We start from the raw sequence: 12,291 nt of genomic DNA, 5'->3' as shown, positions 1-12,291 counted from the left end.
GGAGCGGGTTTACCCGCGAAAGGGCCGGCACAGGCGCTATCAAACGCTCAGAGTTGGCACAAAATGCCAAATCACCTTAGCCGAGGTTTTCCATGATCTCATCGGAAATCTGGGCGTTGGAGTAAACGTTCTGCACGTCATCCAGGTCTTCGAGCATGTCGATCAGCTTGAGCACCTTTTCGGCACCGTCCTGGTCGAGTTCGGCGCTGGTGGTCGGCTGCATGACGATTTCCGCGTCAGCGGCCTTGAAGCCAGCCTCTTCCAAGGCATTACGCACGGCATAGAAGCTGTTGAACGAGGTGAACACGTCGAAGGAGCCGTCGTCGTTGGCGACCACGTCATCGGCATCGGCTTCCATTGCCGCTTCCATCAACGCGTCCTCTTCCACGCCCGGAGCAAAGCTGATCTGGCCTTTGCGCTCGAACAGGTAGGCCACAGAACCGTCAGTACCCAGGTTGCCGCCACACTTGGTGAAGGCATGGCGCACGGCCGCGGCGGTACGGTTGCGGTTGTCGGTCATGGCTTCGACCATGATCGCCACGCCACCCGGGCCGTAACCTTCGTAGCTAAGCTCTTCGACATTGTCGCTTTCATTGGTGCCAGCACCACGGGCCACGGCACGATCGATGATGTCGCGGCTCATGTTGGCGCCCAACGCCTTGTCCAGCGCCAGGCGAAGGCGCGGGTTGGATGCCGGATCAGGGCCACCCTGCTTGGCAGCGACCGTCAGTTCGCGGATCCACTTGGTGAAGACCTTGCCCCTCTTGGCATCCTGGCGCTCTTTGCGGTGCTTGATGTTCGCCCACTTGGAATGACCAGCCATAACGACTCCGAATCCTTTGAATCACAAACAGCCCCGCCCCATGACGGGGCGGGACGGGAAAATACCTGCGTCGAAACGCAAAGGCGCATCCATGTGGATGCGCCCGGGGACTGCTTACTCGACCTTGGTCTGTTCGCGCAGTCGGATGTGCAGCTCGCGCAGGGCCTTGGCGTCGACCATGCCAGGGGCCTGGGTCATGACGCATGCGGCGCTCTGGGTTTTCGGGAACGCGATCACTTCACGGATCGACTGAGCGCCGGTCATCAGCATGACCAGACGGTCCAGGCCGAACGCCAGGCCACCGTGAGGCGGTGCCCCGAACTTCAGAGCGTCGAGCAGGAAGCCAAACTTCTCTTCCTGTTCTTCTGCCTCGATACCCAACAGACGGAATACTGCCTGTTGCATCTCTTTACGGTGGATACGGATCGAACCGCCACCCAGCTCGGTACCGTTCAGCACCATGTCGTAGGCACGGGACAGGGCAGTGGCCGGGTTGGCCTCGAGCTCTTCCGGCGTGCACTTCGGCGCGGTGAACGGGTGGTGCAATGCCGTGAAGCTGCCGTCTTCGTTCTCTTCGAACATTGGGAAGTCGACGACCCACATCGGCGCCCACTCGCAGGTCAGCAGCTCGAAGTCGTGACCCAGACGAATACGCAGCGCACCCAGGGCTTCGCTGACCACCTTGAACTTGTCGGCACCGAAGAACACGATGTCACCGTCTACGGCGCCAACGCGATCGAGGATGTTGTTGAGGTTGGCCTCAGGGATGTTCTTGACGATCGGCGACTGCAGGCCTTCGACGCCCTTGGCGCGCTCGTTGACCTTGATGTAGGCCAGCCCCTTGGCACCGTAGATACCGACGAACTTGGTGTACTCGTCGATTTTGCTGCGCGGCATGCTGGCACCACCTGGCAGACGCAGGGCGGTAACGCGGCACTTTGGATCGTTGGCCGGGCCGGCGAACACCTTGAAGTCGACATCCTTCAGCTGGTCGGCAACGTCAACCAGCTCCAGCGGAATACGCAGGTCTGGCTTGTCGGAGCCGTAGCGGCGCATGGCCTCTTCGAAGGTCATGTGCGGGAATTCGCCGAATTCCAGGTCGAGCACTTCCTTGAACAGCTTGCGGATCATGCTTTCGGTCAGGCCCATGATCTCGCTTTCATCGAGGAAACTGGTCTCGATGTCGATCTGGGTGAATTCCGGCTGACGGTCGGCACGCAGGTCTTCGTCACGGAAGCACTTGGCGATCTGGTAGTAACGGTCGAAGCCAGCGACCATCAGCAGCTGCTTGAACAGCTGTGGCGATTGCGGCAGGGCGAAGAAGCTACCGGCGTGGGTACGGCTTGGCACCAGGTAGTCGCGCGCGCCTTCCGGCGTGGCTCGGGTGAGGATCGGGGTTTCGACGTCGAGGAAGCCGTTTTCGTCGAGGAAGCGACGGATGCTGCTGGTGATGCGCGAGCGCAGGCGCAGCTTGTCGGCCATTTCCGGGCGACGCAGATCGATGAAGCGATAACGCAGGCGAGTTTCCTCGCCGACGTCGGAGTATTCGTTCAGGGGGAACGGCGGGGTTTCCGCTTCGTTGAGCACGTTCAGCTGGTAGCCGAGGATCTCGATGGCACCGGATGCCATGTTGGCATTCACTGCACCTTCAGGACGCTTGCGGACCTTGCCGGTGATCTGCACGACGTATTCGCTGCGCACACGGTCGGCAGCAGCGAAGGTTTCGGCGCGATCCGGATCGAACACGACCTGGGCCATGCCTTCGCGGTCACGGATGTCGAGGAAGATCACCCCGCCGTGGTCGCGGCGACGATGGACCCAGCCGCAAAGGGTGACTTCCTGGCCGTCCAGGCTCTCGTTCAGTTGGCCGCAATAATGGCTGCGCATCATGATGGTGGTTTCGCTTCTCGTGATTCGTGTATTCGGTGGAGGCCTTGGCCGCCCGGAGGGCTAATACTGCAAGACCCGGTCACAGCATTCAACTCAGTCGGCCTTGTCGCCGCCTGCCAGATTCTTTTTCGCCCCGGTCTTGAAGTCGGTTTCGTACCAACCGTTACCGCTCAGGCGAAAGCCTGGCACCGACAGCAGCTTTTTCAGTGCCGGCGCCTGACAGGCCGGGCAATCGGTCAGCGGCGCGGCGCTGATCTTCTGCAGCACTTCCATGCGGTGCTCGCAGGACGCACATTGATAGTCATAAAGGGGCATGGGTGTCTCTCGTCAACCATAACGCTGGCTGCCGGGGGGCAGCAAAAAGCGGGATTATATATGGTTAGCAAGCACTGCGCAGCCCGCCTGGCGATCAGCGCACACTTGGCGGGTCCTGCAGCCACGCCACGCAGATTACCCGGATCAGCCCGCTGAAATTGCGCACTCCGCCCTGGCGCAGGTGCACTTCACGGTCCACGTAGGACAACACCGCACTGACCGAACAACGGTTGGCAGCAGCAATGCGCTCAAGGATACCCCAGTAGACAGCCTCCAGGCGCAGACAGGTAGAAAAGCCGTTAAGCCGCACGGAACGTGACACCGGCTGCGTCTGCAACATGTCGAAGTCCGCCTTGAACGGGTCGATGCACTGTTTTCCTGGCCAGCTGCCCTGGCCAGCCATACGTTTGCTCGCTTGCATCATGCGCCACACTTCCTCGTCACAGGTACCAGGTGGCCTATGAAGCGCTGACGGGCGAGCTTAAAGCAGCGGCAAAATGTTCCTTCGCAAATACCGGATTGCCAAGCGGAGCCTGTGGGAGCGGCCTTGCGTCGCGAAAGGGCCGCNTTGCTGGGGCCGCTTTGCGGCCCTATCGCGACACAAGGCCGCTCCCACAGGGGTTACTCAGGCATCGTGGCAGACGTGCCCGTCGACCAAGGTATAACGCACTGCACCTGGCAGGCGGCTGCCGATGAATGGTTGGGCACCGGCTGCGCCGGTGTTCGCGGGCGTGCCCGCTCCCACAGGGGTTGCGCAAGCTTTCCGCCTTGAGCAACGGTTACTCGCCGTCGAGCAGTACCCGCAGCATCCAGGCGGTTTTCTCGTGCACCTGCATGCGCTGTGTCAGCAGGTCGGCGGTCGGCTCGTCACTGACCTTGTCCACCACAGGGAAAATGCTGCGCGCAGTGCGTACCACGGCCTCCTGCCCCTGAACCAACTGGCGGATCATCTCGTCTGCCGGGGGGACGCCTTCCTCCTCCTTGATCGACGAGTGCCGTGCATAAAATGCATACGAACCCGGTGCCGGGAAGCCCAAGGCACGGATGCGCTCGGCGATCGAATCGACTGCCAGCGCCAGTTCGTTGTACTGCTCTTCGAACATCAGGTGCAGGGTGCGGAACGACGGGCCGGTGACGTTCCAGTGAAAGTTATGGGTTTTCAGATACAGCACGTAGGTATCCGACAACAGGCGGGACAGCCCATCGACGATGGACTTGCGATCTTCTTCACTGATACCGATATCGATTGCCATGAAGCTCCCCTTTCCATAAGGCTTGAGACTCAAGCGGGCGCCGACCACTGTAGCAACACTTGTCGCATCCCGCATGTGACATGGCGCAATACATCGCCACTGGGCGGCCCGCGGTTTGAGTAGGCTGTGGCTTTACTGTTAAATAGGCACTGTGCCACCCGTGCGGACTGTCATTGCCGGGTGCATAGGCTGGCCTGCCACGTGTTCGCGCTCTATATCTCATGCGCACCGTGCTGCCAGCTCTTCCTGTGATCGGCCTTATCAACAGTGAGCCAACCCCATGTTCAAGATCGTCCATCTGGTGACGGGCGTCGCAGCTTTGCTGCTATCGCTCATACCCAGCCTGAAAACCGATGCGACACCCTTCCTGCAACAACCCGACGCGGTCTACCTGGCCCTGCTCAGCCTGCTCAATCTGGTGCTGGCCCCGGTCGTGCCGCTGTATCATCGCGGCGCGCGGCAACAACTGCAGCACCTGGCCTGCGCCCTGCTGGTGGTCGCCGTCGTGCTGCAGACCCTGACGCTACTGGCCCGCCCGGAAATGGGCAACCTGGCAGCCCTGGTGTGTGCGGCGCTGGCCGTGGCCCTGCATCTGGCCGTGGGCTTTGCCCGCAGCCCGCGCAAGGCACGCGGCAGTCAACACGTGGCACAAGATGCCGGCAACCGTGATACCGGCACCGTCAAATGGTTCAACACATCGAAAGGCTTTGGTTTCATCTCCCGAGACTCGGGTGATGACATTTTCGTGCACTTTCGGGCCATCCGCGGCGAGGGCCACCGCATTCTGGTCGAAGGCCAACGCGTGGAGTTTTCGGTGATGCACCGCGACAAGGGCCTGCAGGCCGAAGACGTGGTTGCAGTAACCCGCCGCTGACCAACGGCTGACCGGCCGACGCTATCAACGGCAAGCCAGCTTGCACAAGGGCCGTGCTGCACCTGAAGGCAGCATCCTACCTGTGGGGGGCTGGCTTGCCGGCGATAGCAGCCGGGAACAACTCAATAATGAGGAGGCGGGGCCTCTTCCCCTTCGCTGCCATACTGGCCAACCATCTCTTCATGGCGCCTGATCAGCTCGGCCATCTGCAATTGCAGCCGCTCGATCACACGCGCTTGCTCCACCACCACGTCATTCAGCGCCTGGATAGCGTCATCCTGAAACGCCTGACGGGTTTCCAGTTCGACCATCCGCATTTCCAGTGTCATCTCAGGCCTCTTGGTAACCAGCAAGTTGTAGCCCGCGCAGGCGCTGGCGAACGGCTTGCAGTTGATCATCGGTGTAGTCCACAGGCGCACACTTGCCCCATACCGGTGCCGGCCACGCGGCGTCGTCGCGCTGGCGCACAATCACATGCATGTGCAACTGGCTGACCACGTTGCCCAAGGTAGCCACGTTCATCTTGTCGGCCCCATAGCTGGCCTTCAGCGCTTCTGCCAACAAGGTGGTTTCCTGCCACAACTGCTGTTGCTCTGCCGCATCCAGCTCGAACAGCTCACTAACACCAGCGCGCTTGGGCACCAGAATGAACCATGGGTAATTGGCATCCTTGCTCAGCAGCAACTGGCACAGTGAAAACTCTCCCAACACCAGCGAATCCTGCTGCAAACGCGAATCGAGGACGAACACGGCATATCTCCTTCAGGCAATACCATCCCGCTTCAGGCGGAAAACAGGCCAGCAAGGATACCTTGCACACTGCCGGTAACACAGCGCTACTTTTCGCACCAAAATGAGGCCACCTGCCCGCCCTCCCCACACTGACCACCCCACAAACGACGCCGGATGAACAAGTTGCGGTAACACCTTGACTCTAATGGCAGGTTTTTAAATTTTAATGATTCTCGATCCCAAAAAACACTCACGCAGCCTTCGTCCCGCATTTACGGCACTTTCCGACCCTCGGTAGCAGGTTTTGTGAAAATTTCATGAACTGTTGCGAATTTTGAGCACGCTTGTTGCATTCCCTTCACGCCAAGTCGGCACGACATCTGCAGTGGCAGCTGTACGCGACAAATAACAACAGCGACATGGGTGACCAGGGAGTTTCCTCAACCGGAATCGGCAATTACCGATTCATTACGGTGACAGGAACAGCGCTGAGGTTATACGGCCCCTGCACCGGGGCGTGATTTGCGACATGGAAATACTTAAAAGCGACACGGTGAAAAAGTTCCGCAAAGAGTGCTTATAGCCATATCGCCAACAACAGTCTGCGTGCTATACATTTTCGCCGACATAACAAGAAAGAGCTGCCCCATATAACTAAAAGACTTGGACGCAGCGGTACTCTTCCTAAAAACCAAAGGAGCAAATCACGATGCGCGTGATGAAGTGGAGCATGATCGCCCTGGCCGTTTCGGCAGGGACCTCGCAGTTGGCAATGGCCTCGGCACAGGACGAGTCCAAAGGTTTCATCGAAGACAGCAAGCTGAGCGTCAAGACCCGCATGCTGTATTTCAGCCGTGACTTCCGCAACAACGAAGGCGGTCAGAGCCGTCGCGAAGAAACCGGCCTGGGCTTCGTCGGCACCTTCGAGTCCGGCTTCACCCAAGGCACCGTGGGTGTAGGTGTCGACGCCATCGGCATGCTCGGCCTGAAACTGGACAGCGGCAAGGGCCGTGCCGGTACCGGCCTGTTCCCGACCGGTTCCGACGGCCGTTCGCAGGATGACTACTCCAAGGGCGGCGGCGCGGTCAAATTCCGCATCTCCGACACCGTGCTGAAAGTGGGTGACCAGTTCACCGCGCTGCCGGTCTTCGCCACCGATGACAGCCGCCTGCTGCCAGAAATCGCCCAGGGCACCCTGATCACCAGCAACGAGATCGAAGGGCTGACCCTGCACGCTGGTCACTTCACCAGCCTGACTGCCCAGGAACAAACCAACCGCGACAGCTTCGGCCTGAAGGAAGCCAACGTGGTCGGCGGCACCTACGCCTTCACCGACAACCTCAGCACCAGCCTGTACTACTCGAAGGTTGAAGACTACTGGCGCAAATACTACGCCAACGTCAACTGGGCGCTGCCAATCTCCGACAATCAAGGCCTGGTGTTCGACTTCAACATCTATGACACCAAGAGCGAAGGCTCTGCCGAGTACCGCGCATTCGATGGCGAGAAGCTGGACAACCGCGCGTTCAGCCTGTCGGGCGCCTACAACATCGGCGCTCACACCTTCACCCTGGCCTACCAGAAAGTCACCGGCGACGGCGACTATGGTTATGGTATCGACGGTGGCGGCACCATCTTCCTGGCCAACTCCGTGGCCCGCTCCGACTTCAACGCCGAAGACGAGAAATCCTGGCAGGCTCGCTACGACCTGAACTTTGCCGAATACGGCATTCCAGGCCTGACCTTCATGACCCGTTATGTACGCGGTTCCGACGCCAACGTCGCCGGCACCACCAACGGCAAAGAATGGGAACGCGACGTCGACATCAAGTACGTGCTGCAGGAAGGCCCGGCGAAAGACCTGAGCTTCCGCGTGCGTCAAGCCACCTACCGTTCTTCCGATGGTGTCTACTACGATTCCCCATCGATCGACGAACTGCGCCTGATCGTGGAGTACCCGCTGAGCATCCTGTAAGCCTGGCTTGCAGTGCCCCGCACCTGAAAAAGCCCGGCAATCACGCCGGGCTTTTTCTTGGCTGACAAGTGTCACGCCCTGGGGCATCCTGTACGCCTTCGTTTCCCCCCCGTACAATGCGGGGCTATTTCAACGTCTTAGGCAATCGACACGGCTAACCATGCGCACCAGTCAATATTTGCTCGCCACCCAGAAAGAAACCCCTGCCGACGCAGTGGTCATCAGCCATCAGCTCATGCTGCGTGCCGGCATGATCCGCAAACTGGCCTCCGGCCTGTACACCTGGCTGCCGATGGGCTTGCGGGTAATGCGCAAGGTCGAAGCCGTGGTGCGTGAGGAAATGAACGCCGCCGGCGCCCTGGAGGTGCTGATGCCGAGCATCCAGCCCGCCGAGCTGTGGCAGGAATCCGGTCGCTGGGAGCAATACGGCCCTGAGCTGCTGCGCCTGAAAGACCGCCACCAGCGTGACTTCTGCGTCGGCCCTACCCACGAAGAAGTGATCACCGACCTGGCCCGTAACGAGCTGTCCAGCTATAAACAGCTGCCGCTCAACCTGTACCAGATCCAGACCAAGTTCCGTGACGAAATCCGCCCGCGCTTCGGCCTGATGCGTGGCCGCGAGTTCATCATGAAGGACGCCTACTCGTTCCATGCCGACCAGGCTTCCCTGCAGGAAACCTACGACCGCATGCACCAGGCGTACACCAATGTGTTCACCCGCCTGGGCCTGGACTTCCGCCCAGTGCAGGCCGATACCGGCTCGATCGGTGGCAGCTACTCGCACGAGTTCCACGTACTGGCCGAGTCCGGCGAAGACGACGTGATCTTCAGCGACAGCTCCGACTACGCCGCCAACATCGAGAAGGCCGAAGCCATCCCGCGTGAAACCGTGCGCCCTGCCCCTACCGAGGAGCTGCGCCTGGTCGACACCCCGAATGCCAAGACCATCGCCCAGTTGGTGGAAAACCACGGCCTGCCGATCGAAAAGACCGTCAAGACCCTGATCGTGCGCGGTGCCGAAGAGGGCAAGCTGATTGCCCTGATCGTCCGTGGCGACCACGAACTGAACGAAATCAAGGCCACCAAGCTGGAACAGGTTGCCGACCCGCTGGTCATGGCCACCGAAGCCGAACTGCGCGACGCCATTGGCGCCGGTGCCGGCTCGCTCGGCCCGCTCAACCTGCCACTGGAAATCATCATCGACCGCTCGGTTGCCCTGATGAGCGACTTCGGCATCGGCGCCAACATCGACGACAAGCACTACTTCGGTGTGAACTGGGAGCGCGATCTGCCGGTGCCACAGGTTGCCGACCTGCGTAACGTGGTCGAAGGCGACCCAAGCCCGGACGGCCAGGGCACCCTGGTGATCAAGCGCGGCATCGAAGTGGGCCACATCTTCCAGCTGGGCACCAAGTACAGCGAGGCGCTGAAGTGCCAGGTGCTGGGCGAGAACGGCAAGCCGGTCGTACTGTCGATGGGTTGCTACGGCATTGGCGTGTCCCGTGTGGTTGCAGCTGCCATCGAGCAGAGCTATGACGACAAGGGCATCATCTGGAACGACGCCCTGGCCCCGTTCCAGATCGCTCTGGTACCGCTGCGCTATGAAACCGAGGTGGTCCGTGAGGCAACCGACAAGCTGTACGCCGAACTGACTGCTGCCGGCTTCGAAGTGCTGCTGGACGACCGCGACAAGAAGACCAGCCCAGGCATCAAGTTTGCCGACATGGAGCTGATCGGCATCCCACACCGCATCGTCGTCAGCGATCGCGGCCTGGCCGAAGGCAACCTGGAGTACAAGCACCGCACCGAGCAGGACGCCCAGGCGTTGCCGCTCAATGAAGTGCTGACCTTCCTGCAGGCCCGCGTTCGCCGCTGATAACCAATGCACGAGTGATCATGTACAAGCGAAGTACCTTTACCCTTGGGGGCGCCCTGCTCGTCAGCGGCTGCGCCAACCAGATGTCCCAGCGCAGCGACCATGAGGAGCGCGTCGAGCGCAAACTGCTCGAGCACACCCTGCAGATCGATGTCGGCGAGCCGAAGGTGATGGAGCTTCCGCAGCGACGTGTGCGCGTGCATGAGCAAAAGCGCTTCGAAGTGACCGAATTCGAAGTGACCCGTCGCTATGACCGCTACACGCCTTACCAACCCTGGCGGGAGATCTACGAGATCCCGCTGGGTGCAGTGGCCGTGGTGGCGGGTGTCGGCGCCAATGTGGTCAACGTCTTCGCCTTGGGCAACCTGCCGCAAAGTATCACCCACGACTGGCTCAGCTATGGCGTGGATGGGCTCAATCCGTTCATGAACGTGCCATCCAACGGCCGCGCCCAGCAGAACCTGGCCGGGATCAGCGAAGTGCAGAAAGGCCAGCGAGAGGAATCCACCAGCCTGCCCTGGAGCGAGCGCCTGGTCGAGGTCAAGGCCGGCAAGATGACCCACGAGCTGACCACGGACCGCAACGGCGTGCTGCGCCTGAACCTGCTCGACAGCCCGTTCTCCGAGCAAAACCTCAACCACGTCGGCACCCTGCACCTGCAAGTACTTGACGAGGACAATGCGGTACGAGGCGATGCCAGCCTGTTGGTCAGCGCTACCCTGCGCAATAAGCTGCTCGAAGCCCATGAGCTGATCTTCGATGACCTCGAAGATGATGATGTCGGCCAGTGGGTGCACCGGGTCAAGCGCCTGTCCGAACTGGGCCTTGAAGAGGAAGCCAGTGAAATGGAACAGAGCCTGATCGAGCTGACCCGCAACGATCCGGAGCTGCAACAGGAGTTCTTGCAGTCGCTGACCAAGGCCACTGGCCGGTTGGTGGCGGATCCAGGCGTGCATTAATAGAAGGGGCTGCATTGCAGCCCCTTTCATTTAGGCGGGAACAGCTCCAGCTGTTCATGTGCGCCCCGCAAGTCACGCAACCTCACCCCTACCCCTAGCAAGCGTACCGGCTTGCCGCCACGGGCGAACGCCTGCCCCAGCAATTGCCGATAACTCTCCAGGTCCCGGCCGGCCCCGGCTTGCTCCATGGTGGTCTGGCTGAAGTCATGGAACTTGACCTTGACGAACGGCTTGTCTGGCCGGTAACTGCTGTCCATTCGAGCGATGCGTTCGTTCAGGCTAGCCAGCAGATCTGGCAGCCGCGCCAAGCAACTGGCCAGGTCTGGCAGGTCGGTGTCGTAGGTATTTTCCACACTCACCGACTGGCGTCGGCTGTCGTTATGCACTGCACGCTCATCGATCCCCCGCGCCAACCCCCACAACCGCTCGCCAAAACTGCCGAACTCGCGCACCAATGCCAGCCGCGACCACTCACGCAACTGCAGGCAGGTTTCGATGCCCAGCCGCGTCAGTTTGTCGGCCGTCACCTTACCCACCCCATGCAACCTGGCCACCGGCAAGGCTGCAACGAACGTTTCCACTTCATTTGGGGTAATCACGAACAGCCCGTTGGGTTTGCGCCAGTCACTGGCGATCTTGGCCAGAAACTTGTTAGGCGCCACGCCAGCCGACACGGTGATATGCAGGGTGCGGGCAACACGCCGGCGTATATCCTCGGCAATGCGCGTTGCGCTGCCCGAATACCACTGGCTGTCGCTGACATCCAGATAGGCTTCGTCCAGGGACAAAGGCTCGATGAGCTCTGTGTAGTCGCGAAAGATCGTGTGGATTTCCCGCGAGGCCTCACGGTAGGCCTCGAAGCGCGGCTTGACGATCAACAGATCGGGGCAGAGCTTCAGCGCATGCCGCGATGACATGGCCGAGCGCACGCCATAGGCACGCGCTTCATAGTTGCAGGTGGCGATTACCCCGCGATGGTCGGGCGAGCCCCCCACCGCCATGGGGCGACCGGCCAGGCGCGGGTCATCACGCATCTCGATCGCAGCGTAGAAACAATCGCAGTCGACGTGGATGATCTTGCGCAAGGACATGGACGACCGTCAGCACTGTAAATTCATACAGATAGTATCGCATGCGCCCTCCTCTGAAACAGCTCACCTGCTTTGCTACACGATAATCGGCCTGAAAGCCCCGCCGTGACTGAGCTGTACACGGATATGAAGCGCTAAGGGTTTGAACAAAAAAGGTTTTTCCAAAACAATTGCTTGACATCAGTGCGTAAATCCGTAGAATTCGATCTCACAGGCGCGGGATGGAGCAGCCTGGTAGCTCGTCGGGCTCATAACCCGAAGGTCGTCGGTTCAAATCCGGCTCCCGCAACCAGATTCGAGAAAAGGCCACTGTTAACGCAGTGGCCTTTTTCTTTGCCCGTTAAAAAGCTTTTCCGAAAAAGCCTCGAAAAATCAAAGCCTAGCGCTTGACATATAAACTATACGCTGTAGAATCCGCCCCACTGACGCGGGATGGAGCAGCCTGGTAGCTCGTCGGGCTCATAACCCGAAGGTCGTCGGTTCAAATCCGGCTCCCGCAACCA

At 60.3% G+C, this 12,291-nt stretch carries 12 protein-coding genes, 2 tRNA genes and 1 pseudogene; 6 read left to right on the top strand and 9 right to left on the bottom strand.

Annotated features, from left to right (window positions below; all coding sequences use genetic code 11):
- Positions 1–76: 76 nt before the first annotated feature.
- The 6 genes and pseudogenes from ACTJJN_RS14560 to ACTJJN_RS14535 all read right to left on the bottom strand — a co-directional run bounded on the left by ACTJJN_RS14560 (position 77) and on the right by ACTJJN_RS14535 (position 4,281).
- Complete coding sequence (locus ACTJJN_RS14560) at positions 77–823, bottom strand: YebC/PmpR family DNA-binding transcriptional regulator (RefSeq protein WP_003254770.1); 747 nt, start codon at positions 821–823, stop codon at positions 77–79.
- A gap of 114 nt (positions 824–937) precedes the next feature.
- Positions 938–2,713, bottom strand: coding sequence for an aspartate--tRNA ligase (gene aspS, locus ACTJJN_RS14555; protein ID WP_004575741.1), 1,776 nt, complete (start codon positions 2,711–2,713; stop codon positions 938–940).
- Positions 2,714–2,806: 93 nt separating this feature from the next.
- Complete coding sequence (locus ACTJJN_RS14550; protein ID WP_003254776.1) at positions 2,807–3,028, bottom strand: FmdB family zinc ribbon protein; 222 nt, start codon at positions 3,026–3,028, stop codon at positions 2,807–2,809.
- A gap of 94 nt (positions 3,029–3,122) precedes the next feature.
- A complete protein-coding gene (locus ACTJJN_RS14545) occupies positions 3,123–3,452 on the bottom strand; it encodes a ribbon-helix-helix domain-containing protein (protein WP_003254778.1) in 330 nt (109 codons plus the stop codon).
- A 201-nt stretch (positions 3,453–3,653) separates the two neighbouring features.
- Positions 3,654–3,758: pseudogene (locus ACTJJN_RS14540) on the bottom strand (dihydroorotase); the annotation flags it as partial.
- Positions 3,759–3,807: 49 nt separating this feature from the next.
- Positions 3,808–4,281, bottom strand: coding sequence for a Dps family protein (locus ACTJJN_RS14535; RefSeq protein ID WP_012051474.1), 474 nt, complete (start codon positions 4,279–4,281; stop codon positions 3,808–3,810).
- A 280-nt stretch (positions 4,282–4,561) separates the two neighbouring features.
- On the opposite strand from ACTJJN_RS14535, the gene ACTJJN_RS14530 reads away from it, so the two are divergent.
- Positions 4,562–5,155 carry a cold shock domain-containing protein membrane protein gene (locus tag ACTJJN_RS14530; protein WP_440781356.1) on the top strand — a complete coding sequence of 198 codons (594 nt, stop codon included), beginning with the start codon at positions 4,562–4,564 and terminating at the stop codon, positions 5,153–5,155.
- A 122-nt stretch (positions 5,156–5,277) separates the two neighbouring features.
- Here ACTJJN_RS14530 and ACTJJN_RS14525 read toward each other — a convergent pair whose 3' ends face one another.
- Positions 5,278–5,484, bottom strand: a complete 207-nt coding sequence (locus tag ACTJJN_RS14525) for a SlyX family protein (protein ID WP_003254785.1) — start codon at positions 5,482–5,484, stop codon at positions 5,278–5,280.
- Between the two features lies 1 nt (position 5,485).
- A complete protein-coding gene (locus tag ACTJJN_RS14520; RefSeq protein ID WP_012051472.1) occupies positions 5,486–5,905 on the bottom strand; it encodes an HIT family protein in 420 nt (139 codons plus the stop codon).
- 691 nt (positions 5,906–6,596) lie between these two features.
- On the opposite strand from ACTJJN_RS14520, the gene ACTJJN_RS14515 reads away from it, so the two are divergent.
- The 3 genes from ACTJJN_RS14515 (at position 6,597) to ACTJJN_RS14505 (ending at position 10,697) form a co-directional block, all read left to right on the top strand.
- Complete coding sequence (locus ACTJJN_RS14515) at positions 6,597–7,862, top strand: OprD family porin (protein ID WP_012051471.1); 1,266 nt, start codon at positions 6,597–6,599, stop codon at positions 7,860–7,862.
- 160 nt (positions 7,863–8,022) lie between these two features.
- Positions 8,023–9,738 carry a proline--tRNA ligase gene (locus tag ACTJJN_RS14510; protein WP_440781355.1) on the top strand — a complete coding sequence of 572 codons (1,716 nt, stop codon included), beginning with the start codon at positions 8,023–8,025 and terminating at the stop codon, positions 9,736–9,738.
- Between the two features lie 20 nt (positions 9,739–9,758).
- Complete coding sequence (locus tag ACTJJN_RS14505; RefSeq protein ID WP_440781353.1) at positions 9,759–10,697, top strand: hypothetical protein; 939 nt, start codon at positions 9,759–9,761, stop codon at positions 10,695–10,697.
- Positions 10,698–10,723: 26 nt separating this feature from the next.
- On the opposite strand, the gene dinB is transcribed toward ACTJJN_RS14505, so the two are convergent.
- Entirely contained in the window at positions 10,724–11,782 is a 1,059-nt protein-coding gene (dinB, locus tag ACTJJN_RS14500) for a DNA polymerase IV (RefSeq protein ID WP_167398639.1), read from the bottom strand.
- A gap of 221 nt (positions 11,783–12,003) precedes the next feature.
- Between dinB and ACTJJN_RS14495 the strand changes: the two genes are divergently transcribed.
- Together ACTJJN_RS14495 and ACTJJN_RS14490 are read left to right on the top strand one after the other, a co-directional pair.
- Positions 12,004–12,080 (top strand) — tRNA-Met (locus ACTJJN_RS14495).
- Positions 12,081–12,214: 134 nt separating this feature from the next.
- Positions 12,215–12,291, top strand: a tRNA-Met gene (locus tag ACTJJN_RS14490).

The organism is Pseudomonas sp. 22515 (genome assembly GCF_052044625.1).
GTDB classification, from domain to species: domain Bacteria; phylum Pseudomonadota; class Gammaproteobacteria; order Pseudomonadales; family Pseudomonadaceae; genus Aquipseudomonas; species Aquipseudomonas alloputida.
The sequence above is the reverse complement of the archived record's forward strand: the minus strand, read 5'-3'. Positions and strand labels throughout refer to the sequence as shown.

Excerpts from the sequence above, each read along its gene's own strand:
- ACTJJN_RS14560 (WP_003254770.1), bottom strand. The coding sequence starts at position 823 with ATGGCTGGTCATTCCAAGTGGGCGAACATCAAGCACCGCAAAGAGCGC.
- aspS (WP_004575741.1), bottom strand. The coding sequence starts at position 2,713 with ATGATGCGCAGCCATTATTGCGGCCAACTGAACGAGAGCCTGGACGGC.
- ACTJJN_RS14550 (WP_003254776.1), bottom strand. The coding sequence starts at position 3,028 with ATGCCCCTTTATGACTATCAATGTGCGTCCTGCGAGCACCGCATGGAA.
- ACTJJN_RS14545 (WP_003254778.1), bottom strand. The coding sequence starts at position 3,452 with ATGATGCAAGCGAGCAAACGTATGGCTGGCCAGGGCAGCTGGCCAGGA.
- ACTJJN_RS14535 (WP_012051474.1), bottom strand. The coding sequence starts at position 4,281 with ATGGCAATCGATATCGGTATCAGTGAAGAAGATCGCAAGTCCATCGTC.
- ACTJJN_RS14530 (WP_440781356.1), top strand. The coding sequence starts at position 4,562 with ATGTTCAAGATCGTCCATCTGGTGACGGGCGTCGCAGCTTTGCTGCTA.
- ACTJJN_RS14525 (WP_003254785.1), bottom strand. The coding sequence starts at position 5,484 with ATGACACTGGAAATGCGGATGGTCGAACTGGAAACCCGTCAGGCGTTT.
- ACTJJN_RS14515 (WP_012051471.1), top strand. The coding sequence starts at position 6,597 with ATGCGCGTGATGAAGTGGAGCATGATCGCCCTGGCCGTTTCGGCAGGG.
- ACTJJN_RS14510 (WP_440781355.1), top strand. The coding sequence starts at position 8,023 with ATGCGCACCAGTCAATATTTGCTCGCCACCCAGAAAGAAACCCCTGCC.
- ACTJJN_RS14505 (WP_440781353.1), top strand. The coding sequence starts at position 9,759 with ATGTACAAGCGAAGTACCTTTACCCTTGGGGGCGCCCTGCTCGTCAGC.